This window comes from Peribacillus sp. NPDC058002, assembly GCF_042886655.1.
Taxonomy (GTDB): domain Bacteria; phylum Bacillota; class Bacilli; order Bacillales; family DSM-1321; genus Peribacillus; species Peribacillus aracenensis.
In genome coordinates, this window is sequence record NZ_JBHVQU010000008.1 from 23,829 (window position 1) to 49,486 (window position 25,658).

Below are 25,658 nucleotides of genomic sequence, written 5' to 3' on the forward strand. Positions count from 1 at the left end.
TGATACGAAAATGTCAAATAATAAAAAGAAAAAACTGACTCCTGTCCAACAGGAATATCAGCAACTCCAACACCAACTGGAAACCAAAAGGCCAATACTGCTAAACTGCGTAAAAGCATTTATGACCGGCGGTATAATTTGCCTGATCGGACAGGTCATTTCAAACTTTTATATCCATTACTTTGACTTCACGGACCAGACAGCTGGAAACCCAACTGCAGGCACATTAATTTTCATCGCCATGCTTCTCACCGGATTTGGGGTGTATGACAGAATCGCCCAATTTAGCGGTGCTGGTTCTGCTGTGCCGCTTACGGGATTCGGGAATGCCATTATATCGGCGGCAATTGAACACCGGACGGAAGGTTTCGTGTTAGGAGTGGGCGGCAATATGTTCAAATTGGCTGGATCCGTTATCTTATTCGGTGTATTTTCCGCTTTTATCGTAGCAATGATAAAAACAATACTCATACAATGGGGTGGTTTATAATGCTTACGGGGCATCGCACATGGGTGTTTGATCAAAAGCCTGTCATCATCTCCACCGGAACCGTTGGTGGTCCATTTGAAGCAAACGGTTTGCTTGCTGATGATTTCGATCTACTTCATTCCGATTTATGGCTAAATCAAGATTCCTATGAAAAGGCTCACAAAATCCTCATAGAAGAAGCGAGTACAAAAGCAATAGAAAAGGCGGGTCTTCAGAAGGAACAAATCCAATTTTTCCTTGGAGGCGACCTTATCAATCAAATAACCCCTACGAGTTTTGCCTGTCGAACATTGGGAACACCTTATCTCGGCTTATTTGGAGCTTGCTCAACCTCGATGGAAGGACTGGCTCTCGGAGCATACCTTGTCAATACCAAAGGGGCAGATTACTTATTGACAGGAGCATCAAGTCATAACGCCGCAGTTGAAAAGCAATTTCGCTACCCAACTGAATACGGTGGGCAAAAGCCTCCAACAGCCCAATGGACCGTTACGGGGGCAGGCGTCGCATTATTAAGCAGTGCCGGGGATGGCCCAAGAGTCACTTCAGCCACAATCGGGAGGATAGTTGACATGGGATTGACCGATCCTTTTAATATGGGAGGGGCTATGGCCCCAGCAGCTGTCGATACAATTGAGACCCATTTAAGAGAACGAAACATCGACCCCTCCTATTATGACTTAATAGTAACCGGAGATTTAGGAAAGATTGGTCATGAAGTTTCATTGGAATTATTTAAAAAACATGGGACCCCCATTAAGAAAGAGCAATATAAAGATTGCGGTTTAATGATTTACAAGGATGATCAACCGGTCCTATCTGGGGCAAGCGGACCTGGATGTTCCGCGACCGTTGTTTATGGTCATTTATTAAATCGCATGAAAAAGGGTGAAATAAAACGAATGCTCGTCGTGGCTACCGGTGCCTTGTTATCTCCCCTTTCCTTTCAACAAAATGAGACGATTCCATGCATTGCCCATGCCGTATCAATTGAATATGGCGGTGAACCACGACTATGATTTACTTTTGGGCTTTTGTCGTCGGGGGCTCTATTTGTGTAATTGGACAGATAATGTTTGATGTATTTAAACTCACGCCTGCCCATACTTTATGTACTTTCGTTGTTACGGGAGCAATTTTGGATGGTTTTGGATTATATGAACCTTTCATCGATTTTGCGGGTGCAGGAGCGACAGTGCCCATTACCAGTTTTGGAAATTCCCTTGTACACGGAGCATTAGCCGAAGCTGAAAAACATGGCTTGATCGGTGTCGTTTCTGGCATGTTTGAAGTAACCAGTGCCGGGGTATCAGCTGCCATAATTTTTGGTATGATAGGCGCCATTATTTTTAGACCTAAAGGATAAGGAGGATGCTCTATGACGATAGCTTCTGATGTAAAACAATGTGTCTCTAGCCTAAAAGGAGTTGAGGCAGGCTTATCCAGCTTAGCACTCCGGACTCAAGATGATGAATCTAAACGCACCTTGCATGAAACGATGCTGGTGGTGAATGAAATAATGAAGGATGTACAAAAACGAGTGGGTGAGTTAGAACGGGAAGAACCACAATATAAAGGGTTTTAAATACCTAGGAATTGCAGGGGGGGCCAAGTTATGCCTGAATGGTTAGAAATCGTTTTACGGTCAGTATTTTTCTTAATTGTTCTTTTTTTAATCACAAAATGGTTAGGCAAAAAACAAATATCTCAGCTTTCCTTTTTTGAATACGTCACTGGCATAACCATCGGGAATGTTGGCGCAGAGTTAGCCACAAAGGTTGAAGGTAATATTGTTCATGGTGTACTTTCCATTCTCGTTTTTGCATTTGCTCCTTTCATTGCAGGATTACTTTCCATGAAAAGCAAAATTGTTCGTGATTTAGTCGAAGGGAAAGCAACAATTTTTATTAAAGATGGAAAAGTCATGGAGGCCAATTTAAAAAAGGAAAAGTATACAACCGATGAATTATTGTGGTTACTCCGAAGTAAGGATGTCTTTGATATATCAACAGTCGAGTTTGCCTTATTAGAGGCTAACGGTGATTTTTCCGTACTGTTAAAGAAAGAAGACCAACCTCTAACAGCAAAAGATTTAAAAATGACAGTTGCTGCAGTCAAGGAGAATCAGACTGTCATTATGGATGGAGAAGTCCTTGATGAACCACTTTCCACAATTGGCCTAAACCGAAATTGGCTGAATACCGAATTGGATAAGCTAGGCGTAACCATCGAAAATGTCTTTCTTGGACAAGCAAACTCAAATGGAGAATTATTCGTGGACCTTTTTGATGATAAAATTAAAGTGCCATCTCCTCAAGAAAAACCTTTAATGCTCGCAACCTTGAAAAAATGCCAGGCAGACTTAGAATTATTTGCCCTTGGAACTGAATCAAACGAAGCTAAAGAGATGTATAACAAAAATAGCGAAAAACTGCAAAAGGCAATAAATGACGTAGCCCATATCTTAAGAAACTGATTAACGTATTGATTTCCTCACTTTCATAAGAGAAGTGATCAGCCCAATGGTGAAGATCGTCACACATGAAAAAAGGAAAATTTCTATACCTAAGGTGAAGGCGGCAGCGGAAATGATTAACGTATCTATGAGGATAATGGCCAAAGCAATGTCTATAGAGGTAGATTTGGAAATGATTTTGGCTAACATATCCGTTCCCCCGCTGCTTGTCTCATATCGAAGCATGAGACCTATCCCCATCCCTATGATGGCACCGCCAATCAAAGAACTTGTTAGTATCGACATGGAAAAGACTTTTTTCAATGGATTAAGCCAATCCATAAATAGGGATGTCAGAAGCAATCCGTGAACACTGCTATAGAAAAAAGACCTTTCATAGGACCAGGCATATAAAAATATGGGAATACTGAGGATCAACATGGATAGCCCTGTTTTAAACCCAAAAAAATAATGAAGGATGAGTGCAATCCCGATAACGCCGCCATCTATTAAATGGTGCGGAACTAAAAATCCATTGATTCCCATACCCACCAAAAAGCTACCAACAATTACAGCAAACGCTTTTTGAAAATTAATAAAATCACCTGCCTCACATTATATATATCCTTACTATATGTCCAAGTCAGAGCGTCAAGAATATCCATTCAAAAAAAAATCCCCATCCTTTCATTTCAATCGAAAAAAGGGTCCGGAGGGGTTCGGAACACATATCTTTCATCACATGATGTTCCCGAACCATCTGCCCCAAAACAACACCTTCAACTTCTCAGGGTATGGTTTCTATCTATAAATGTTATAACAAAGTGGATTGGAGCGGGTATGAGAGACTCCTGCTTAGAAAACGCGTCAGGGAGAGACCCCAGGAGGCTCCCTGATTGCCCGCGGAAAACGAGTTTCTTGAGCTGAAATCAACGTTCAAATTGTACAAGCAAAAAAAACTGTAGGGCCCGGTCATTTAGACCGGGCCCCATTCCATCACTTCAATTCTAATAACACTACATTTTCAACATGTGTCGTCATTGGGAACATATCGACAGGCTGGATATCAACTGCTTTATATCCGCCCTCTTCCAAGATATGAAGATCACGCGCCAGAGTGCCTGGGTTGCATGATACGTATACGACTTTATTTGGCTTCATCTCGATGATCGTATTCAGTAGGGACTCTTCACAGCCTTTGCGAGGAGGATCCACAACGATGACATCTGCAGTGTTGCCCTTTTGATACCATTCAGCAATAACGTTACCTGCATCGCCAACCATGAATTCTGCATTTGAGATATCATTCAATTCAGCGTTGCGGCGTGCGTCTTCTATCGCTTCTTCGACCACTTCGACACCGATTACTTTTTTCGCTTTTTTAGCTAAAAATAAAGAGATGGTTCCAATGCCGCAATAGGCATCAATCACCGTTTCTTCACCAGTCAGCCCTGCATAGTCAAGAGCTTTATCATAAAGGACTTTCGTTTGGTCCGGATTGATTTGATAGAATGATTTTGCTGATATCGCAAATTTCACATCACCGATCATATCATGGATCACTTCATCGCCCCATAGTACAGTCATTTTATCGCCTAAAATAACATTCGTTTTCTTGGAATTCACGTTTTGAACGATGGATTTCACTTGAGGAAGACGTTCAACGATTTCCTTTACGATTGTTTCGATGAAAGGAATACTTTTCGTTCTTGTAACGAGAACGATCATTAATTCACCTGTTTGCTTGCCATAACGGGCCATGATGTGCCGCAATACACCTTTATGTGCCTCTTCATTGTAAGCAGGGATACCAAGTTTACTGAAAATCTCTTTAACAACTTGAACGGCTTCATTGATCACTTCATTTTGGATAATGCTTTCTTTCGTTTCAACAATTTCATGTGTCCGCGGTTTGAAGAACCCTGCTATTAGCTTGCCATCCTTTTCACCAACAGGCACTTGCGCCTTATTACGATAATGGGTCGGGTTCTCCATCCCGATGATCGGGTGAACCTTCACATCCTCAAGTTTCCCGATGCGTGTCATCACTTCACGCACTTGCCTTTCCTTGAATTTCAACTGTCCTTCATAGCTCATATGCTGCAGCTGACAACCACCGTATTTATGGTAATCTTCAGTCGTGACCTCAACCCGGTAAGGACTGTTTTCGATAATCTCCATCAAGCGTCCGAAGCCATAACCTTTATTGGCCTTCATCACTTTAATTTTTGCTTTTTCACCTGGAAGGGCGCTCTGAACAAAGATCGGGTAGCCATCGACTTTAGCGACGCCAGCTCCTTCATGTGTTAAATCTTCAAATAAAACCTCTATAATATCATTTTTAGCAACCGGTGCTGTTTTTTTCATATCATCTTCTCTTTTCTTTTTTATGCTAGCCTGTATTTTACCACAATTGAGGCCTTGCCACAAAACCACTCACCAATTCGCCCTGGTTTTCATAAAAATATAGTGGAAGGAATTACGGATTTTTCATAGTTCCATGAATAAAAGTTCATTAAAAAATGAAAAATAAGGAAAAACAGATGAGGTGAGGAAATGGGATTATTTAACTCTATATCAGCCTGGAATGCTACAAGGCTAGAAAAACACCGAGCAAGTATGGAGGAAAAAGGCCTCTGTCCGGATTGTTACGGACGTGGATACAGCTCCTTCGTACCTACGGAATATCATTTTTCCGATATACACGACTGTCCCGGCTGTAATGGCACCGGAGTTTACTCTGATTGGGCAGCCATGAACGGGCAGCAAATGTAATCGCATTCAGTGCCAAATTCCAAATGACTAAAAAGGACCCCCTGTTAAACAGGGGGTTCTTCTATTTTCTTCACCATATAGCGAAATTCATGGCCGCTAATCGAAATGGTCTTCATTTCCCTATATCCTAATCTGCTATAGAGACGATTCGCCGCTTCATTTTCATTTTCAACGACTAAAGAAATTCTTGGATATCCCTTCTGTTTAGCGTATCCCTCTACATATTGAATCAGCGCACTACCAATTCCTTTTCCTTGAAAATTCGGGTCAACGGACACAGTATCCAAATAAAAGTCCCTCATTTCCGCTTCCTTATCGAGCGTAACGCTAGGGTCTTTCATTTTCATCCTTAATTGTTTCACTATCGGTTCATCCAAGCTTTCGGCATCCTTGCCATGGTAAGCAATGATCAATCCTGATACTTGTCCATCATGTTCACTGACAAGCGTATTTTCATAACTGATCCGATTCCCACTTTTCCTGAACAAATCGGCAAGAACGGAAAGTATTCTTTCTTCTTCCTTTTCGCCTGTCAAAACCTCTGCAATTTCCTTAATCGCTAACCGGGTCAATACGGCTGCCTTGTCCGCATCTTCCGGTGTCGCTTTCCTGATATACATGTTTGCAATTCTCCTTGCTTTATTAAACTGAAAAGGCCACCAGATTCAGTGGCCCTTTCACCCTATTTATTAGCCGGATCGTCCGGCAATATTCCTTGCGGGATGAATACATCAAAATGGCGGTACTGATTTACGAATTCAGCTGGGGCCATCCCGCCAAATTCCCCATCCAAATTAAGCATCATGTCCTTTTTGGCATGTACTTTAATTCGGTTGGCTTTTTCATAAATGACATTCTTATCATGGATATGCTCACCGCGCATTGCCAATGTCGCGACACGGACAATATCAGCGAGGTTTGCCTTTTTCAAAATAAGCAACGTGAACATCCCATCATTCAAAGAGGCATCAGGAGCCAGTTTCTCGAAGCCGCCGACCGAATTTGTGTTAGCCACCAAGAAAAGCATGATCTCTCCTTCAAAAATCTTTCCATCATATTCAATAGAAACTTCCGTCGGCTTAATTGAAGGAAGCATTTCAATTCCTTTAATATAGTACGCTAGCTGACCAAGCATGGTTTTCAGCTTGATCGGCACGTCGTAGGTCAATTCGGTCAATCTGCCTCCGCCAGCAATATTGATGAAATACCTATCATTCATTTTTCCAATATCGACTGGCATCGTATGCCCACTGGCAATAATTTCCGCCGCCCCTTCGATCGTCTTCGGTAAATGCAGCGCCCGCGCGAAATCATTAGTCGTTCCCGTCGGAATGATTCCTAGTTTTGGACGTTTCTCTGCAGTGGCCAGTCCATTAACAACCTCATAAATCGTACCGTCGCCCCCTGCTGCAATAACTATATCATAGCCGCGTTCAATCGCTATCTTAGCCGCTTTCGTCGCATCCCCAGCGCCGGTCGTCGCATGTGCAGAAGCTTCATAACCAGCTTCTTCAAGTTTTGCTAGCACACCTGGCAGGCTCCTCTTAATGGCTTCCCGGCCCGAAGTCGGGTTGTAAATCAACCTTGCTCTTTTCATTTCCCATCATCCTTATATATATTGATTCCATAATTTACATCTTAATCCTTCGTTACATGAAAAGCAATATTCGAAAAAAAGAGGACCGTATTTCGGTCCATATCTTTTGCATTTTACTAGAAATCGTATCAGGGAAATTATAATGCTTTTTACAATTTTATTCTAGTAAATGATTTCATGGATATTGAACATTCACGTTAAATGTATCGGTAACCGTTAAAGTATGTTTCCCTTTACCCATATTGAGTATCCCATTCTTTTTTACAATGCCTTCTTCACTTGTTTCTTTCACTTCAGTCATCTTCCAGCCATTCTTTGGACCTTCAAGTTCCTCGACCCCTCTAGCATCTATCTTGATATCACTATTATCCTGAAGGAATACACTTAGATTTCCGCTATCCTTCACACTCCAGTCATTCAAGAGTTTTCTAGGCTTCAAGACAAGATCGGTACTTTGTCCGTCTATCTCCACTGCCAACTCAGCAGGGATTATAAGAGTTGCTTTAAGATTCTTTGCACCACTGTCCAAAAGTCCATTTTGAATCGGCAAATCCTTGAAGCTAATATAAAGCGTATCACCACTTCTCTCAACGAGTAAATAATCTTCCGACTTCTTCAACAACGTATCAGCATCTTTCATTACCCGCTCACCATATGTTCCAAAAACGGAAACTTTCCCGTCATTACCACTTTCAATAGTCAATGGGTATGTACCAGAGTCCAGGACAACTCTCTGTATGCCTTTCCCTGCGTTTTGATTGAAACCAGGCAAATTGACCGTTTTCTCTTCACTATTCACGGCAGCCCTGACTTGATCCATCAATCCGCTTGATGTTAGCAGAATTAAAACTATTCCCGTCGTTCCAAGCAATCCCACGAAAAGAATGCTAAGAATATCATACTTTACAAAAGAACTTTCTTTTCTCGAAAAATAAATATAAAGTAGAATCTCTCCACCCAAGATAATGAACAGCAACGGCCACCATGATAGCAGAATCGTCGTCAAATTCATATCCGCAATTTGAGAAACCAGTAAAACCAAACCCAAACCAAGCAGGGAGATCCCCATTGAAATCGTTCCGACTCTCCATGTTCTCATTTTGTCTCCTCCTTGGCTCTCCCTTTTTTACTTCCCGACAGCAATTTGATTCCCCCGCCTATAAGAAGGATACATACAAGACCTTTTTGAAAATAATCTCTAAACCAGTATTCCAAGTTGCTTCCAATCCATTCATCTAAATGAGGAGCAATGGCCGGGACAATAATATTACTGGCCAAGAAGTAAATTCCAAGTCCCACCAACCCAAATCCTACCCATTTTTGATGATTGACCATTCCAGAAATGATGGGCGTATCTTCTACTGGACCCTCTTCCATTTTTGAGGCTTTTTGCAATCCATCAAAAAAACTATAAAACCAGATAATCGGAATAAGGAAAAAGAAGAAGCCTAACCTGAGTAAATCCAGTATATAAATGGCGAATAAAAAGCCGGCCATCAATTGTATCCCACGTTTTTGCAGCCCCAAATATAAGTGACCTGCACCAGGGAAAATAGCGAATAAAGTCGCGACCGATTTACTCTTCTTCCCGGATTCCCGCCTCTCCTCGAAATCTTCCAAAACGGTCCGATCGATAAGCTCCTCGCCCCTTTGCTTTTTATTCAGCTGTTGAACAGAATCAAAAAAGCTGTAAATCCAGATAACAGGCAATAGTGCCATGAAAATTAACAGACCTTCCATTTGTGTCATCACACTGATGAATATCACCATGATGCCAAGGCCTAAAAAGCCTATGAGAAAAATAAGCCCACGATTCATGAGGCCCAGCTGAAAATGCCCTAATCCAGGAACGAATGATAGGATGATTACATAAAATCTTTCCGTTTCCGGCTGATCTGCCATTCCCCCTACATCCTCTTCACTTTTAGGGTTCCTCAGTGAGGTGACCACCAGATCAAATATACTGATGAAATAAAACACCATTCCAATAATGGAAAAAGCCAGAAACGCATCCGAATGACTGATTAACGAAAGAAGAAGACCACCAAGCCCCAATCCAGCCGTGGCAAGAAAATAAAATAACCCTTTATATTTCTTTCCTAGGTAAAAATGTCCGAAACCTGGCAGAAAAGATAATAAAAAAGCTAAAACCGGACTTTTATTCATTACTAAACCCCTCCTTATTTTTCTTTTCGATAGTTTCCATCCAATTAAATGTTTTATCAATAAGTCCATCGGTTAAGGACTGTGTTTCCTTTTCACTGCTTGATTCCACAGAATCCATGTATTCTGTCAATGATTGAAATACTCCGCCTGCCATCAATAAGATCGTAAACCCGGCAGCAATCAGGTAATGTCTTGTTATCGTCCGAAGTGATTTCTCTTTTCGGTGTTGCTTTTCCCCTTCAACAGTACCAACTTTTAATCGGCTAATCGAGTCCATGACAGGACCTGCAATATCAATATCAAATCCTTCAATGCCCTGACTGATTTCTTCTATTTCCATCGCTTCCATATAGGCGGACAAACACTTGTCACAGGAGTATAGATGATTTTCATATTCAATTTTTAGAGCCTCTGGTATTTTATCTGCCAAATATGCAACCCATTCTGCTTCAGGAACATGATTCATGAAAAATCCTCCTCTTTCCAATGTTTTCTCATCCAATTTCTTGCCCGATATAGCTTTACCTCCACAGATTTCACTTGAATCTGCTGTTCTTCTGCAATTTGCTTGAATGTCTTTTCCTTTATGTAATAGCCATATACAACATCCCGATATCCCTCTGGAAGGTCATTCAGCTTCCGTAATACTTGCTTTCGCCTTTCATTCCGAAAAAATACTGCCTCGACATCATCAGTTAAGCCCATATTTGCTTCCGATGAATGTTCGTCCTGCAATTCTTCCTTTTGGCGTTCCCTCTTTCTTTTTAGATCGATTGCATGATTGACCGCAATTCGGGTAATCCAAGTTTTGAAACCTTGGTTCTTATATTGAGAAAGAGAAGTGTAGATTTTGATAAAGACTTCCTGAGTAACATCTTCTGCATCCTTTTGATTCCGCAAGACAGAATAAACGGTTCTATAAACCGTCTGTTTATAAGTTTCGATCAATATTCGGAATGCATGCTCATTCCCAGCCCTAACCTTCTCAACTAACTCATCCGTCACTTCTCTTCCTCCTTTCCTGTTAAACATTCATGTAATAGACGACACAAAAGGGAGTCACCCTACAGATAACTCAAAAAAAATTAAAATTTTTTTTATGCCTTTCACAGTGAACCCTTTTCTTAACCAAGAGAAAACCGTACCACTTTAAAAGTGATACGGTCATAATTAACGTTTATTGATTTCTTCCACCAAAATTTTATTAACAAGCTGTGGATTGGCTTGTCCTTTTGTCGCTTTCATGATTTGCCCGACTAGGAAGCCGATTGCTTTTTGTTTACCGGCCTTAAAGTCTTCAATCGATTGCGGGTTATTATTCAATGCTTCTTCAACGGCTGTACGCAATGCGCCTTCATCGGAAATTTGGACTAGTCCCTTCTCCTTGACGATCGTTTCAGCATCTCCGCCGTTTTCAATCAATTCTTTGAAAACTTTTTTAGCGATTTTAGAAGAAATCGTGCCATCTTCAATCAGCTTGATCATTCCAGCCAACGATTCAGCAGTCAATTTGACATCATGCAGCTCTTTACCTTCTGCATTCAAGAAAGCGGAAACCTCACCCATGATCCAGTTGGATGCTAGTTTCGCATCCGCGCCTGAAGCGACTGTCGCTTCAAAGAAATCGGCACTTTCTTTCGTTACCGTTAAAACGGCTGCATCATATTCAGGTAAGCCGAACTCTTCGACATAACGTTTTTTCCGGGCATCCGGAAGTTCCGGGATCTCGGCAGCGATACGTGCTTTCCATTCTTCATCGATATGGATTGTCAATAAGTCCGGTTCCGGGAAGTAACGGTAATCATCGGAGCCTTCCTTAATTCGCATTAATACCGTTCTGCCTGTAGCTTCGTCGAACCGGCGAGTTTCCTGTTCGATTATGCCGCCTTCATTCAAGATTTCCGCTTGTCGGATTTCCTCATGCTCCAATCCTTTTCGAACGAAGTTGAATGAGTTCAAGTTTTTCAATTCGGTTTTCGTACCGAATTCCTTTTGCCCGACAGGTTTCAAGGAAATGTTTGCATCACAGCGAAGTGAGCCTTCTTCCATTTTACAATCGGAAACGCCGGTGTATTGAATGATCGATTTCAACTTTTCCAGATAAGCATAAGCCTCTTCCGGGGAAGTGATATCCGGTTCAGATACGATTTCAACAAGTGGCGTACCTTGGCGGTTATAATCACAAAGTGAATAATTCCCTTTATGTGTCAGCTTTCCAGCATCCTCTTCCATATGAATGCGGGTAATGCCAATTTTCTTTTTCTTGCCGCCCACTTCGATTTCAATCCAACCATGCTCACCGATCGGCTGATCGAACTGTGAAATTTGGTATGCTTTAGGATTGTCCGGGTAAAAATAGTTTTTCCGGTCGAATTTCGTAATTTCCGCCACTTCGCAATTCAGGGCAATTGCAGCCTTCATTGCAAAATCAACAGCCTTTTTATTGACGACAGGCAATACACCTGGGTAACCTAGGTCGATTACAGTCGTGTTACTATTTGGAGCGGCACCAAAATGGTTTGGGCTCGCCGAGAAAATTTTAGAATCCGTTTTTAATTCTACGTGTACTTCTAGACCAATCACCGTTTCAAAGTCCATTTTTTTCACCCCTTACAGCTTAGGAAATTGTTTATGAAAATCTGTTGCTTGCTCAAATGCGTGAGCCGCGCGGTAAATCGTACTTTCATCAAAATGCTTTCCAATCATTTGCAGTCCAAGCGGAAGCCCATTCGCTGCGAATCCACATGGCACGGATATACCCGGTACACCAGCAAGGTTGACTGGAATCGTCAAGATATCATTGGCATACATCGTTAGTGGATCGTCGACTTTCTCACCAATTTTAAATGCAGGCGTAGGTGTAGTCGGCCCAACGATGACATCGTATTTTTCAAAAACATCTTCAAAGTCTTTTTTGATTAACGTACGCACTTTTTGAGCCTTTTTATAATAAGCATCATAATAACCGGAACTTAAGGAGAATGTTCCAAGCATGATACGGCGTTTCACTTCGTCACCGAATCCTTCTGCACGGGTTTGCTTATACATTTCTATAAGAGTTTCTGCATTATCTGTACGATGCCCGTAACGCACTCCGTCAAAACGTGAAAGGTTAGCCGAAGCTTCAGATGAAGAAAGTAGATAATAGGCAGCTAAGGCATATTTGGAATGCGGCAAGGATACCTCTTCCCACTCAGCTCCAAGCCCCTCTAATACTTTTAACGCTTCAAGTACGGAATTACGTGCCTCTTCGCCAACGCCTTCACCAAGATATTCTTTAGGCACGGCTATTTTCAATCCTCTAACATCGCCTGTTAATGAATTCACAAAACTCGGCACGTCAACATTAGCAGAGGTCGAATCCATTGGATCTACACCTGAAATCGCTTCAAGCAAATAAGCGTTATCTTCAACCGTTCTTGTGACCGGCCCAATTTGGTCCAATGAGGACGCAAAAGCTACAAGTCCGAAGCGGGAAACCCGTCCATATGTAGGTTTTAAGCCGACAACTCCACAATATGCAGCTGGTTGGCGGATTGAACCACCCGTATCGGAACCTAAAGAGAATAGGACTTCACCGGAAGCGACAGATGCAGCTGAACCACCCGAAGAACCTCCTGGCACATATTCCGTGTTCCATGGGTTGCGTGTTGCTTGAAATGCGGAGTTCTCATTAGAGGAACCCATCGCAAACTCATCCATATTCAATTTTCCAATCGTAACCGTTTCTGCTTTTTGCAGTTTTTGAACAACGGTTGCATCATAGATTGGATCAAAGTTCTCCAAAATTTTGCTCGCACAAGTCGTACGCAAATTTTTAGTGACAATATTATCCTTCACTCCGATTGGCATTCCAAATAAAGCGCCTTCGTTCTCGCCTTTTACCAATTGATCATCCAATCGTTTTGCTTGACTGCGGGCATTTTCTTCATCAAGTGTCAAAAATGCCTTCACCTTGTCCTCTACCTGTCCGATCCGCTTATACGATTCGTTAACAAGATCAGTGACACTTATCTCTTTCTTATGTAAGCGTTCATGAAGCTCAGAAACCTTTTGTTCGAACAACGACATCATTGTCCCTCCTTATTCAATTATAGATGGTACACGGATATACCCTTCTTTGCTATCCGGTGCATTTTTAACTACTTCTTCTACTGGCAATCCTGGTTTTGCGACATCTTCGCGCATAACATTCTTCATATCCAAAACGTGAGAAGTCGGGTTTACTTGATCCGTATCAAGCTCATTCAACTGCTCCGCGAATGAAATCATTTGGTCAAGCTGATGCTGAAACTGTTGTGCTTCTTCTTCCGTAATGGCCAAACGAGCCAAATGGGCAACGTGTTTAACTTGTTCCATAGAAATACGTGACATTCTCTTCACCTCCGAAAAAATATCCAAATCGACTGAATTTCGTCGCTTTTCTCCATATAATCATCGTTTAAATCATATCAAACTATTGCACAGTAAAGCAACAAGAGATACAATGTCGAAAATCAATTATTTCATAAGGAAAAAGAGATATTTTCCGGGAAATATGGGGAAGTTGCCGGAATTTCCGGGGAAATGACAATAAGGCCTGTGAAATTCGACAAATGTTCCCTTTATCATGCATTTGCTTCCTAAGATGGAAGGGTTTACTTCCTAATATATATTTTTGTTCTAAGTTAAAGGATATTTTCAAATTCGCAAAAAATAGCTCCAAATTTTATTCACAAAAAAGATGAAGCCGTTAAGCTTCATCTTTTTTCATTCGTATATATGCACGGTTGGTTCGTCTTGATTTGCTTCACGGACTATGAGCGCTTCAGGTCCATTTACAGAGGTAATGGATACCTGTACGGCAATGTAGTTCGGGAAACGTTCCATTACAAGCCCCGCAACATATTGGGTAAAGCCAATCGCTTCCGAGTTCCCATAAAATTGAATCGGGATATCGATGTTCAGACTTTGCAATTGATCATCCATATAGAACGCCCTGCCGATGACTCCATTAAAGTTAGGGAAGTATTCTTCGACATCTTCTTTAAAGTTCGTGAAAGTATTGACGTCATCGCGGTATTTTTTTTCAGCACTAGCAGAAGGAAATAGGAAATACTCTTCATTCAAGTTCGTCCATTTTCCAATATTGTCAGAGTTTTTATCGATATTTGTATAGGAAATGAAATTCCCAGGGACTACTGAGGATTTTTCATTTTGCTCGAATAGGGCAATCGTAATCGGAACATTTTTCAGCTTGTCCATTTTACGCAGCCTTTTTAATACTTCTGCAGCAATTTTCTCCCCTTCTTGCTTTAGCTCTTTACTATCGATTTTATTTTCATAGGTGGCACCGAATGCCTCTTTTTGATAGTAATGCACTGAATTCAACGCAAGACCTATTACAACCCCGCCTAGGCTCACTGAATTATCCTTTGTTTTGACCAAGTAATTATGTTCTAAAATATGAGCAAGATAAATTGGATTATCTTCATTCCGCTTATCAATGTCTCCTTTACCTGGATCAACCGGATTCAAGCCAAGGTTCTCTGAGGCCTTCATCTTCTTTTCTTTCAACTGACTATCGGTATATTTTCTGTTCAACCAAGAAGATATCGTGGAACTATCCAGCATTTGCCCCTCTTGAAACAGGTAATCTTCCGGGTCGAATTGGGTTTGGGCCAACCGCATCAATCCATTTTCGAATTCTTCAATGTCATATCGGGTATTTAGATTGGATACGACCAAACCGCGTGCTTTTGATGGTTCAAACGGTAGGATTGTTTGATAGTATTCATCCGAAATTTTATACTTCGGAATAATTGCCGTTTCTTTTTTGTCTTTGGAGTCTTGAACTACCTCTTGCTTATCCTCAAAACTAGGCGCACATCCAGCAAGAAGCAGTATAAGAATCATCCCCAAAATAGAGTGTTTCCTCATAGCTACACCTCTTATTTATTTAGTTCCTCAATCAGTCTCTCTTCATCCCATACCATGACGCCTAGGCTTTCCGCTTTTTCCAGTTTGGAACCGGCATCTTCGCCAGCTATTACCAAATCGGTTTTCTTGCTGACACTTCCAGCAACGTTAGCTCCTAGCGCCTCTAATTTCTCTTTTGCTTCGTTACGTGTTAACTGATGCAATTTACCCGTTAAAACGACTGTTTTACCGGCAAAAATGGAATCGATTTCTTCAATGACAACAGCTCTTGGCCCCTTATACGTAAGGTTCACACCGGCTGCTTCCAATTCATTGAGTAACGCATGGACTTCTTCCAATTCAAAATAGGCTACGATGGAATCGGCCATCTTATCACCAATTTCATTAATGGACGTTAGGTCTTCACGGCTCGCCTTGCTTAAGGCTTCCATCGTCCCGAACTCCCGTGCCAGTGTCTTGGCCGCTTTTGAACCAACATGGCGAATGCCCAGCCCGAATAGTAATTTTTCCAACGAATTGGTTTTCGAAGCTTCGATTGCTTGAAGAAGTTTATTGACGGATTTATCCCCCATCCTTTCCAAAGCAATCAGTTGATCGTATGTAAGCTTATAAATATCAGCCACATCTTGTATGAGTTGTTCTTTAAACAACAAGCTAATCACTTTTTCACCAAGACTGTCTATATTCATTGCTGTACGGGAAACAAAGTGAATCAAGCCTTCCCTTATTTGTGCAGGACACTTCGGGTTGATGCAGCGTAAAGCAACCTCTCCCTCCAGCCGGACAAGTTCACTGCTGCATTCCGGGCACTCAGCCGGCATCTTAAACTCGACTTCTTCCCCTGTACGGCGCTCTACCAGTACATTGACCACCTCTGGAATGATATCGCCCGCTTTTTTCACGACCACTTGATCTCCGATTCTGATGTCCTTTTCACGGATTAAGTCTTCGTTATGAAGTGAAGCTCGCTGCACAGTCGTACCTGCTACCCGAACGGGATCCAAAACTGCGGTCGGAGTCAATACACCCGTACGGCCCACATTCAGCTCGATATCCCTTAGGGTTGTAATGACTTCTTCAGCTGGGAATTTATAAGCAATGGCCCATCGCGGACTTTTTGCAGTAAAACCTAATTCATCCTGCTGTTCAAGGGAATTCACCTTAACGACAATTCCATCAATATCATAGGCTAAGTTTGGACGTTGCTCCGTCCATTCTACTATATAAGCTATTACTTCCTCTATATTGGAGCATGTTTTTCTTTCCCGATTCGTCTTAAACCCGAGGCGATCCAATAAATCCAGACCCTCACTGTGGGAACGGACCCCTGTTTCCCCAAAATTGGCAATCGCATAAAGGAAAATATCCAAGTTCCGTTTTGCAGCGAGTTTTGGGTCAAGCTGCCTTAACGAACCGGCAGCCGCATTTCGTGGGTTTGCAAATGGTTCCTCACCGCGTTCTTCTTTGGCCTTGTTCAATGATTCGAATGATTTTTTTGGCATGAAGGCCTCACCGCGCACTTCTATGGCAACCGGCTCCCGCAACTTCAATGGAATCGACTTGATCGTTTTCAAATTAGCGGTAATATCTTCACCGATCGTTCCATCTCCACGAGTTGCCCCTCTTACGAAAAATCCATTCTCATATTGAAGAGTGACGGCAAGTCCATCAATTTTCAATTCACATACATAGGAAAAATCGTCACCTACGGATTGTCTGACCTTTCTGTCAAAATCTCGTAAGTCACTTTCATTGAAGGCATTGCCTAAACTAAGCATCGGTGTGGTATGCTCTACTTTTTCAAACATATCCAAAATGGCGCCACCGACCCGTTGTGTCGGTGAGTCCGCCGTTTGCAGTTCCGGAAATTTCTCCTCATACTCAATAAGTTCACGGAGTAGCCGATCATATTCAGCATCAGGTACTGATGGCTGGTCCATTACATAATATTCATAGCTGTATTGGTTCAATAACGTTTGCAGTTCTAGAACTTTCTTCTCTGCAGCTTGTAAGTCCATACGTTCAATCCTTTCTAAAGAAGACTCCACCGCACTTCTTTTAGAAGAGCGGTGTCTAAAGTCAGATATCCCTATTCTTTACCAGTATAAGCATATTAATAGCTTATGCTTTTTCAACTGGTGCAAATTTCGCCAATAGGCGTTTGATGCCAATTGGACTTGGGAAGGCTATATCCAGTTCCTTGCCTTCGCCTTCCCCTTTTACGCTCACCACGGTTCCTATACCCCATTTTTTATGGGATGCACGGTCGCCGACAGCCCAGCCGATTTCTTCACCGCCCGTTGCGGATGGTGCAGAAACAGCTCTTCCAAAGGCAGGCACTTTTCTTGTTGAAGCTGTTGAAGGAGATCCGGTTCTTGAAGAACTGAAAGGTGTTTGCCTTGCTCTAGGAGCCGGTTTCGGTTTTAAATCTTCAAGTAGTTCCTCTGGTATTTCATTAATGAAACGTGAAACAGGATTCATGCTCGTCCGTCCATACAATGTCCGCATTTGGGCATTGCTTATGAATAGCTCATTTTCAGCCCTTGTAATTCCCACATAAGCCAGACGGCGTTCTTCTTCCATCTCCTCTTCATCCATAAGCGAGCGGCTGTGAGGGAAAACCCCTTCTTCAAGGCCCAATAGGAAGACCACCGGATATTCAAGTCCCTTCGCTGAATGCAGTGTCATCAACGTTACCGTATTTGTAGCTTCTTCGGAATTCTCATCAAGTTGGTCTATGTCGGCAACCAACGCCAGGTCAGTCAAAAAGCCCACCAATGATTTGTCCTCGCTGTTATCTTCGAATGCTTTCGTAACAGATAAAAACTCATCTATATTTTCAAGCCGGCTTTGTGATTCAATCGTTTTTTCTGCCTGCAGCATCTCACGGTAACCGGTTTTCTTAATGACTTCCTCCACAAGTTCCGTTACGGATAAATATTCCTGCTGATTTGTATAGTTAGTGATCAGCGTATGGAATTCCCTTGCCGCTTTGGTAGCCTTCCCGCTTATCCCTGCCATTTCAACGGATTCGAGTGCTTTATAGATGGAAACATCATATTGATCTGCATAATCTGCCACTTTGTCCATTGAAGTTGCACCAATTCCGCGTTTTGGTACATTGATTACACGGCGGAGACTGATGTCATCATCGGGATTCGCAATAAGGCGAAGATAGGCAAGTAAATCCTTAATCTCTTTACGGTCATAGAACTTGGTGCCCCCGACTATTGCATAATTTATATTGGATTTAAGCAGAACTTCCTCCATGACACGTGATTGTGCATTTGTCCTGTAAAGTATTGCTATATCTGAATATTTCCTGCTGCCGGCCTGCACTAACTCATTTATCTTACCGGCTACAAATTGCGCTTCCCCTTGTTCATTGTCCGCACGGTAATAGAATATCTTATTGCCATCAGCATTCTCGGTCCAAAGATTTTTCGGCTTCCGGTTTTGATTGTTATCGATGACCTTATTCGCCGCTTCAAGAATCTTTTTCGTCGAGCGGTAATTCTGTTCAAGGAAAATCATGTTGGCATTCGGGTAATCTTTTTCAAATGAAAGGATATTCGCAATATCCGCACCGCGCCAACGATAGATCGATTGATCGGAATCCCCGACAACACAGAGATTACGGAAGCGTGAAGCCAATAGTTTAACAAGCATGTATTGAGCCCTATTCGTATCTTGGTACTCATCAACATGAATGTATTGAAATTTACGCTGATAATATTCAAGCACCTCAGGTACGAGCTGGAACAATTGAATCGTCATCATGATCAAATCATCGAAATCGAGCGCTGAATTTTTACGCAGCCGTTTTTGATATTCCGTATATACATCGGCAGTTACTTTAGTGAAGTAATCAGACGCCGTCTTCAGGTACTCTTCCGGCCCGACCAATTCATTTTTCGCTGAACTGATGCTGCCCAAAATGGCACGGTAATCATATTTCTTTGTATCCATATTACGATCTTTCATGATTTGTTTTATGACCGATTGCTGATCCGTCGTATCCAATATCGAGAAGTTCCTATTAAATCCGATACGGTCAATATCTCTTCGTAAAATTCGGACACACATCGAGTGGAAAGTCGAAATCCAGATATCTTCGGATGCACCGCCTAGTATGGCACGGATCCTCTCCTTCATCTCACGTGCCGCCTTGTTGGTGAACGTGATTGCAAGGATGTTCCAAGGCGCTATTTCCTTCTCGACCATCAAGTAAGCTATTCGGTGAGTCAGCACACGCGTCTTTCCACTTCCTGCCCCAGCCATGATTAAAAGTGGGCCATCAGTTGATTTCACTGCTTTTTGTTGCTGTTCATTCAAACCTATTAGTAATTTTTCCGCTAAATATTGCATTATCACACCACCTATACGAACATTCGTTTCTGTTTTAGTATACTATATTTATTACATGTTTTCATTTAACTGCCGAAACTGTTGCAAGTGCCACTTTCAAATCTTCATAAATCACATTGCCGACAACGATGACATCCGCAATCTTAGACATCTCTTTGGCTTGTTCAACCGATTTTATACCGCCGCCATAGAATAGTACGGTATCCTCCAAACTCTCTTTGGCCGCTTCCACCATCTGGACATCGCCGTAATCACCGCTGTATTCCAAATAAAAAATCGGCAGGTTAAACATTTTTTCCGCCATCATCGCGTATGCACCCACATCATCCATATCCAAATCGGTATTGGCTTTCGTCAATTGGGCCGCCTTGCACTCAGGATTTAGGATACAGTACCCTTCAACGAAAATTTCATCCCAATTCAAAAGGTATCCGTATTCCTTGACTGCTTGCTGATGCAGTTTCATCATCCAATCCGGGTTGGTACTATTCAGTACACTCGGAATGAAATATAAATCAAAACCTGGCGTCACCGTTTCAACAGAAGAAATTTCCATCACACATGGGACGGTATATCGTCTCACACGTGCCATTAAATGAAGCACATTCTCAAGCGTGATTCCATCCGTTCCCCCGACCATTATTGCATCGGTACCGGATTCACAAACTTTTTCAAGGGCTTCATCACTTATTTCTTTATTTGGATCGAGTTTGAAAACATGTTTCCACTCGCGAAAATCGTACATTATAATCCTCCATTCACACTTCCCATTACACCATTATAGCATTAAGATTTTTCATTAAAAAAGAGAAGTATCGATAAAATGTTATTACCAAATGGAACCTCTGAATCTAAAATCCAATATAACATGGATACGGCTGAAAGACAGCCGGCAAAGAAAGTGCTGGACTCAAAGTAAAAAGCCGGGAAATGAATTCCCGGCTTTTTATTATAATCGAAAGAATTAAGATTCAGTTGTTTCCTCGACGTTATCCTTAATACGGTTAAGAGCCATGGAATAAGCGTCATTTCCGTAATTCAAGCAGCGTTTGACCCTGGAAATCGTAGCCGTGCTTGCACCCGTTTCCGTTTCGATTTTATGATAGGTTTTCCCTTCTTCAAGCATGCGGGCTACTTCAAGACGCTGTGCCAGTGATGAAATTTCATTAACCGTGCATAAATCATCAAAAAATCGATAGCATTCGTCCAAATCACGCAAGGAAAGGATCGACTTAAACAGCTGATCCGTTTCTTTTCCTCTCAACTTATCAATTTGCATGTTACTCCCCCTCAATTTCATGGGTATCAAAATGAGACGTCTCCTACTAAACCAGGTTCATCCGGAATAATATTGACCCATGTTTTCCCTGGAATCAACCCTACCTCTTTATCGTTTTTCACTGGTATAATCCGACCATCCTTATTAACCCATTCTACTTCATTCGCTTTTCCTTTTTGAAGTAAATAACCTTTTCCGCCACTTTTCAAGTCGATTTTACGACGCCCTTTATCGTCGATCACTTGATGAGCAGCCTCAATGATCAATATATTATCCAGTAAAATAGGTTCACTCGATTTATGTTCGACTGTTTGCTCTCCATTCGAATAACGTTTATATTTCTCTTCCGTGGCTTCGTATTCATACTGAACATCATACTCGTCTGATCCGTAGGAAACCTCGGTTTTCAATGCCGGTTCCCCTTGAAGGCCAGCCGCCTCTTCCTTTGTAAGGAAGGCATAAGGCTCCGGTGCACCATTCAACTCATACCCCTTTTCCTTCGCACCTTTTTGGATATCTTCAAAGGTGGTGTAGGAATTATGCGGTGCTTTTCTATCTGCCGAACGTTGAAACAAAGTACCATCATAATATAATCCGTTCAAGTTATCAATATACCCTTTGTCCAGCATGGTTTTTGCCTCGGGGCTATTCCCATGACAGACATAGATGCAATCAAGGCCTTTAGCCAATTCGATATAATAGTCCCTTGCACTCCGAATCGGACCGATTTGGCTTGGCATTTCACTTTGGAAGATAGCTAAAAATCTGGTTATGTCACCTTCTGCAAGCATTTCGTAGACCATATCGGCTTCTGAGAGGCCCGATTGTGGGCGTGCTTCCGGATGATTATTAATCATCACTGCTGCAGCCCTTCGATCACTGCCTGTATCAGTGGCTATACCTGTAAGTGGAAACTCATTGGAAGGTTCATTTTTCACATCTGTATTTTTGATGACAGCTTGGTCTTTCGGCTTACTGTCATCCGATGCAGGATCTTCTTTCGTAGAACAGCCTGCCAGCAGTAAAATAGCAATAACCATGAAAAGAACTCTCTTAAAATTCATCTTTCCACTCCTCTGATTTATTAGCCATTTCTTCTCTTATATTTTAACGCATTATAGTGGGAAAGAGTATAGTTTTATTCATTACATCATATACTCCTCGCTGGGTTAGCCTTATATATGGCAGATGGGTTGTCGAAAAGAATGAAAGGGTGTACACAGGATCGGCGAAGCGATAACCTCTCTCTCGCAGCAAATGCTTCAATTCATTTTCTTCATCTATCAGTTCAGGAACCTCCTTGGTGGACATGACTCCCTTTAATTTCAGAGGAAGTTCATGAATCACCTTGCCTTGTTCGGTTAAAATGATTCCACCGCCGATTTCCTTCAGCCGGTTAAATGCCAAATGCATATCCTTTTTCCTTTTACCGATTAGTATGATATCACCTGTATTTGTATAAGAGCCAGCAAAGCCACACAATTTGTCTGCAAACCCTTTTAATATCGTATTGATGCGCCATTTCCCTTCCCGATCGATAAGCATGAAAAAGCATTCATCATCCTCAAAGTTCAGTTCTTCATACCCAACATCATTTGCAAGGGAGTACGGTTTCGTAATTACATTATTGACCAATTCAATCCCAAATGGCATGGAAAATTCAAAATCTTCCTTTAAACTAAGATCCCAATCAAGATCAAGTGGTTTAAAATCGAAATCACTCCATTGGATTTCCTGTTCATCCGGAATGATCTCACCATCCCTTTTAACCCATTTCCCTTTTGCCATTACCGAAACCGGTGCAGGTTCCTTTACATCGGTCAGGAAGTTGATATTCGCTACCCTTCCTGTGGCAATATTGCCATGAAGGTATTCAATATTATAATATCGTGCGATGTTGATTGTTGCCATATTGTATGCATCGATGACCGGAACGCCATTTTCTATTGCTATTTTGATCAAGCAGTCTATGAAACCACCTTCATAAAAGGATGGCGGCGATCCATCTGTCGTATAAAAGAATTTGTCATATTGATCGATGCCCAGCTCATGGATTTCCTGTATCATCTTCGGTAAATCCGGCCGGATCGAAGAATGTCTTAACGATACATAATAGCCCTGCAGCAAGCGCGACATGACTTCATCACCTGTCATTGCCTCATGATCACAATCGGCGCCGAACAAGGTCATTTTTGCTAAAGTCTTCTCTGAAGCACCTGGAAAGTGTCCTTCTATTTTCTTCCTCATTCGCTTTGCTTCCTGAATCCAGTGCAACATCATGTCATCCCCATCGAGAAGCTTCGGCCATCCAGTCAGTTCCCCGCCCTGTAATACGGCATCATGCTCCAGCCATGATTTAACGGCCCCATGGGAAAAGACCATGTCTTCATCGATCAATTCCGTTTGTCCGTCAAAACGGCTCCACCAATACATTGTTACAGGAATGTTACGCAATTCTTTCAAAAGAGAAAACGCTTTCTTTTTATCCAACTGCAATAAAAACGGCAAGTTATCATTGATCAATGTCGTTGTGCCGAAATGAGATGCATAACGTGAAAAAGAAAGGGGATTATATAATTGAGAAGGGTGTGAATGCGGCTCAATATAACCCGGGACTAAGTACTGGTTTGTACAGTCTACCGTTTCACAGCGGTCTATATTATCAGGAAGCTTATCGCCAACATATACGATGCGGTCATCATATATCCATATATTCGCTTTTACCCATTTTCGTAAAGCCTGATTTAAATAAGTCGTATTTTTAAGCAGAATGTGTGGTGCCCTATTGCCATCCAGCACATCTATATGTTCTCTTAGATGTTTATTTTTCCATCTATAGCGCTGTTCAAGCATAAACATTCCCCCATAATTTTATAGAAACAGATGTATGAAAAAAACCATTTTCAATCCAATTTTATTTCATAGTAACATACTTGCCTCATTAGAACAGTAATGTTAACCAGATTATTGTTAAATTTTTGTGAAGGGATGGACTTAAAGTGAAGTTTAAACAAAATATCAGTATAATAAATGCGTTAATGCGAATTACCTGTGGTTTTACATTGCTAACATGGGCTATGGCTAAAATGGTGAAAAAACCATGGAAAAACCAATCTTATATATTCGTGGTCATGCTTTCTGCCATGAAAATAGGCGAAGGCATACTCCGCTATTGCCCTGTCGTCGACGCGATGGAAAACAGACAAAACTTAACGACAAATGAACCAAAACAGGGACATGAATCTAATCAATCTGATCACTATTAAGTTTTTTCTAAAGAAGAAGCTGACTCCGCTTAGAGTCAGCTTCTTTATATTATGATGAAAAATTGTATTTTATTGCACGGTAGCCAATATCCATTCGCCAGAATAAGCCGTCTTTCTCAATATGTCCCAACTCTTTATATACTTCAGCTTGGGCAGAGGCCAAATCTTTCCCTTTTGCAGCAACCAGAAGTACACGTCCGCCATTCGTGATGAAATTCCCCTCACTATCGAGGGCCGTTCCAGCATGATAAACATGGGCATTCTGATCAATCTTTTCCAAGCCATTAATAATAGAACCCTTTTTATATTCCCCTGGATATCCATCAGCTGCGACGACCACCCCAAGAACAGCTTCTTCATGCCACTCAAGTTCTAAATCCTCTCCAGAAAGAACAGCTTCAAGCGCATCTACGAAATCTGTTTTTAGGCGCGGTAAAACAACTTGCGTTTCCGGATCGCCAAAACGGGCATTGAACTCAATGACTTTCGTGCCTTTATCGGTAGCAATCAACCCGGCATATAATATACCTGTAAAACTCCGATTCTCCGAAATCATCGCATTTACCGTGGGCTTAAGAATTGTTTCGACTGCGGTCTGAATCATTTCATCGGAAATTTGCGGCACTGGTGAATATGCACCCATTCCACCTGTGTTCGGACCCTGATCACCATCAAAAACCCGCTTATGATCTTGAGCAATGACCATCGGATACACTTTTTCCCCATTAACGAATGCCATCAATGAAAATTCCTCGCCATCAAGGAATTCTTCAATAACGACTTTAGCAGATGCTTGCCCGAACTTTGCCCCGACTAGCATATCATGGATGGCGTCTAACGCCTCTTCCATCGTCATGGCAACTACGACACCTTTTCCTGCAGCCAAACCGTCCGCTTTTATGACGATGGGGGCACCAACTTTTTCGATATATGCCTTTGCTGAATCATAATCGGAAAATGTTTCATATTCTGCTGTCGGAATGCTGTAGTTCTTCATTAAATCTTTAGCAAAGGATTTACTTCCCTCGATGACTGCAGCACGGCCATTAGGGCCAAATACCTGTAATCCTGCCTCCGTAAAATCATCGGCAAGTCCATTCAACAATGGGGTTTCGGGCCCGATCACAGTTAATGAAACTGCATTCTGCTTGGCAAAGGCAACCAAATCTCCGTGATTGTTTTCATCAATCGGAACAAGAGTCGCTATATCAGTCATCCCTGGATTTCCCGGTGCTGCAAAAACTGTCCCGACCCGTTTACTTTCAAATAGTTTGCGGGCTATGGCATGCTCCCTGCCGCCCCGGCCAATTACTAGTACATTCATTATCGCACCTCATTTTTGA

At 41.9% G+C, this 25,658-nt stretch carries 26 protein-coding genes; 7 read left to right on the forward strand and 19 right to left on the reverse strand.

Annotation, left to right across the window (positions count from 1 at the left end):
* Window positions 1-10 precede the first annotated feature (10 nt).
* The 5 genes from spoVAC to ACFVSH_RS03300 are packed head-to-tail and all read left to right on the forward strand — an operon-like array spanning window position 11 to window position 2,966.
* Window positions 11-490, forward strand: coding sequence for a stage V sporulation protein AC (gene spoVAC / locus ACFVSH_RS03280; protein WP_260288241.1), 480 nt, complete (start codon window positions 11-13; stop codon window positions 488-490).
* On the forward strand, window positions 490-1,509 hold the full coding sequence (spoVAD, locus tag ACFVSH_RS03285; RefSeq protein WP_387704865.1) for a stage V sporulation protein AD: 1,020 nt from the start codon (window positions 490-492) through the stop codon (window positions 1,507-1,509). The genes spoVAC and spoVAD overlap by 1 nt, the downstream gene beginning before the upstream one ends.
* On the forward strand, window positions 1,506-1,856 hold the full coding sequence (spoVAE, locus tag ACFVSH_RS03290) for a stage V sporulation protein AE (RefSeq protein WP_260288239.1): 351 nt from the start codon (window positions 1,506-1,508) through the stop codon (window positions 1,854-1,856). Before spoVAD ends, spoVAE begins: the two co-directional genes overlap by 4 nt.
* A 12-nt stretch (window positions 1,857-1,868) precedes the next feature.
* Complete coding sequence (locus ACFVSH_RS03295; RefSeq protein ID WP_260288238.1) at window positions 1,869-2,075, forward strand: DUF1657 domain-containing protein; 207 nt, start codon at window positions 1,869-1,871, stop codon at window positions 2,073-2,075.
* Between the two features lie 30 nt (window positions 2,076-2,105).
* Window positions 2,106-2,966, forward strand: coding sequence for a DUF421 domain-containing protein (locus tag ACFVSH_RS03300; RefSeq protein WP_387601661.1), 861 nt, complete (start codon window positions 2,106-2,108; stop codon window positions 2,964-2,966).
* On the opposite strand, the gene ACFVSH_RS03305 is transcribed toward ACFVSH_RS03300, so the two are convergent.
* Together ACFVSH_RS03305 and rlmD are read right to left on the reverse strand one after the other, a co-directional pair.
* Window positions 2,967-3,542: a YitT family protein gene (locus tag ACFVSH_RS03305; protein ID WP_387704883.1), complete on the reverse strand. Its 576-nt coding sequence runs from the start codon at window positions 3,540-3,542 to the stop codon at window positions 2,967-2,969.
* Window positions 3,543-3,941: 399 nt separating this feature from the next.
* The gene (rlmD, locus tag ACFVSH_RS03310; RefSeq protein ID WP_387601658.1) at window positions 3,942-5,312 is read right to left on the reverse strand and encodes a 23S rRNA (uracil(1939)-C(5))-methyltransferase RlmD; all 1,371 of its coding nucleotides are present in this window, start codon (window positions 5,310-5,312) and stop codon (window positions 3,942-3,944) included.
* 189 nt (window positions 5,313-5,501) lie between these two features.
* Here rlmD and ACFVSH_RS03315 point away from each other — a divergent pair, with 189 nt between their 5' ends.
* The gene (locus ACFVSH_RS03315) at window positions 5,502-5,720 is read left to right on the forward strand and encodes a hypothetical protein (RefSeq protein ID WP_076372766.1); all 219 of its coding nucleotides are present in this window, start codon (window positions 5,502-5,504) and stop codon (window positions 5,718-5,720) included.
* Between the two features lie 44 nt (window positions 5,721-5,764).
* Here the strand turns inward: ACFVSH_RS03315 and ACFVSH_RS03320 are convergent, their stop codons facing one another.
* The 16 genes from ACFVSH_RS03320 to ACFVSH_RS03395 form a co-directional block, all read right to left on the reverse strand.
* Complete coding sequence (locus ACFVSH_RS03320; protein ID WP_387601655.1) at window positions 5,765-6,340, reverse strand: GNAT family N-acetyltransferase; 576 nt, start codon at window positions 6,338-6,340, stop codon at window positions 5,765-5,767.
* Between the two features lie 62 nt (window positions 6,341-6,402).
* Window positions 6,403-7,317: a diacylglycerol kinase gene (locus ACFVSH_RS03325; protein WP_260288233.1), complete on the reverse strand. Its 915-nt coding sequence runs from the start codon at window positions 7,315-7,317 to the stop codon at window positions 6,403-6,405.
* A gap of 175 nt (window positions 7,318-7,492) precedes the next feature.
* Window positions 7,493-8,416 carry a hypothetical protein gene (locus ACFVSH_RS03330; protein ID WP_387704867.1) on the reverse strand — a complete coding sequence of 308 codons (924 nt, stop codon included), beginning with the start codon at window positions 8,414-8,416 and terminating at the stop codon, window positions 7,493-7,495.
* Entirely contained in the window at window positions 8,413-9,483 is a 1,071-nt protein-coding gene (locus tag ACFVSH_RS03335) for a hypothetical protein (RefSeq protein ID WP_387704869.1), read from the reverse strand. Before ACFVSH_RS03335 ends, ACFVSH_RS03330 begins: the two co-directional genes overlap by 4 nt.
* Window positions 9,476-9,949 carry a hypothetical protein gene (locus ACFVSH_RS03340; protein WP_387601647.1) on the reverse strand — a complete coding sequence of 158 codons (474 nt, stop codon included), beginning with the start codon at window positions 9,947-9,949 and terminating at the stop codon, window positions 9,476-9,478. The genes ACFVSH_RS03335 and ACFVSH_RS03340 overlap by 8 nt, the downstream gene beginning before the upstream one ends.
* Window positions 9,946-10,488, reverse strand: coding sequence for an RNA polymerase sigma factor (locus ACFVSH_RS03345; protein WP_387601645.1), 543 nt, complete (start codon window positions 10,486-10,488; stop codon window positions 9,946-9,948). The genes ACFVSH_RS03340 and ACFVSH_RS03345 overlap by 4 nt, the downstream gene beginning before the upstream one ends.
* A gap of 165 nt (window positions 10,489-10,653) precedes the next feature.
* Complete coding sequence (gatB, locus tag ACFVSH_RS03350; protein ID WP_076372752.1) at window positions 10,654-12,081, reverse strand: Asp-tRNA(Asn)/Glu-tRNA(Gln) amidotransferase subunit GatB; 1,428 nt, start codon at window positions 12,079-12,081, stop codon at window positions 10,654-10,656.
* A 12-nt stretch (window positions 12,082-12,093) separates the two neighbouring features.
* Entirely contained in the window at window positions 12,094-13,554 is a 1,461-nt protein-coding gene (gene gatA, locus ACFVSH_RS03355) for an Asp-tRNA(Asn)/Glu-tRNA(Gln) amidotransferase subunit GatA (protein WP_230301323.1), read from the reverse strand.
* Window positions 13,555-13,566: 12 nt separating this feature from the next.
* Window positions 13,567-13,857: an Asp-tRNA(Asn)/Glu-tRNA(Gln) amidotransferase subunit GatC gene (gene gatC, locus ACFVSH_RS03360; RefSeq protein WP_076372748.1), complete on the reverse strand. Its 291-nt coding sequence runs from the start codon at window positions 13,855-13,857 to the stop codon at window positions 13,567-13,569.
* A gap of 375 nt (window positions 13,858-14,232) precedes the next feature.
* The gene (locus ACFVSH_RS03365) at window positions 14,233-15,402 is read right to left on the reverse strand and encodes a CamS family sex pheromone protein (protein ID WP_387601640.1); all 1,170 of its coding nucleotides are present in this window, start codon (window positions 15,400-15,402) and stop codon (window positions 14,233-14,235) included.
* An 11-nt stretch (window positions 15,403-15,413) separates the two neighbouring features.
* Entirely contained in the window at window positions 15,414-17,420 is a 2,007-nt protein-coding gene (ligA, locus tag ACFVSH_RS03370) for an NAD-dependent DNA ligase LigA (protein WP_387704871.1), read from the reverse strand.
* Window positions 17,421-17,523: 103 nt separating this feature from the next.
* Window positions 17,524-19,770, reverse strand: a complete 2,247-nt coding sequence (gene pcrA / locus ACFVSH_RS03375; protein WP_387704873.1) for a DNA helicase PcrA — start codon at window positions 19,768-19,770, stop codon at window positions 17,524-17,526.
* 61 nt (window positions 19,771-19,831) lie between these two features.
* Complete coding sequence (gene pcrB, locus ACFVSH_RS03380; protein ID WP_063235730.1) at window positions 19,832-20,515, reverse strand: heptaprenylglyceryl phosphate synthase; 684 nt, start codon at window positions 20,513-20,515, stop codon at window positions 19,832-19,834.
* 219 nt (window positions 20,516-20,734) lie between these two features.
* The gene (locus tag ACFVSH_RS03385; protein ID WP_034306094.1) at window positions 20,735-21,049 is read right to left on the reverse strand and encodes a YerC/YecD family TrpR-related protein; all 315 of its coding nucleotides are present in this window, start codon (window positions 21,047-21,049) and stop codon (window positions 20,735-20,737) included.
* A 26-nt stretch (window positions 21,050-21,075) separates the two neighbouring features.
* Entirely contained in the window at window positions 21,076-22,113 is a 1,038-nt protein-coding gene (locus ACFVSH_RS03390; RefSeq protein ID WP_387601633.1) for a DUF3048 domain-containing protein, read from the reverse strand.
* A gap of 43 nt (window positions 22,114-22,156) precedes the next feature.
* On the reverse strand, window positions 22,157-23,902 hold the full coding sequence (locus ACFVSH_RS03395) for an adenine deaminase C-terminal domain-containing protein (RefSeq protein ID WP_387601630.1): 1,746 nt from the start codon (window positions 23,900-23,902) through the stop codon (window positions 22,157-22,159).
* 146 nt (window positions 23,903-24,048) lie between these two features.
* Between ACFVSH_RS03395 and ACFVSH_RS03400 the strand changes: the two genes are divergently transcribed.
* Window positions 24,049-24,315 (forward strand): YgaP-like transmembrane domain, encoded by a 267-nt coding sequence (locus ACFVSH_RS03400; RefSeq protein WP_260288220.1) that lies wholly within the window; start codon window positions 24,049-24,051, stop codon window positions 24,313-24,315.
* A 49-nt stretch (window positions 24,316-24,364) separates the two neighbouring features.
* Here ACFVSH_RS03400 and purD read toward each other — a convergent pair whose 3' ends face one another.
* Complete coding sequence (gene purD / locus ACFVSH_RS03405; protein ID WP_387601625.1) at window positions 24,365-25,639, reverse strand: phosphoribosylamine--glycine ligase; 1,275 nt, start codon at window positions 25,637-25,639, stop codon at window positions 24,365-24,367.
* Window positions 25,640-25,658: the final 19 nt, after the last annotated feature.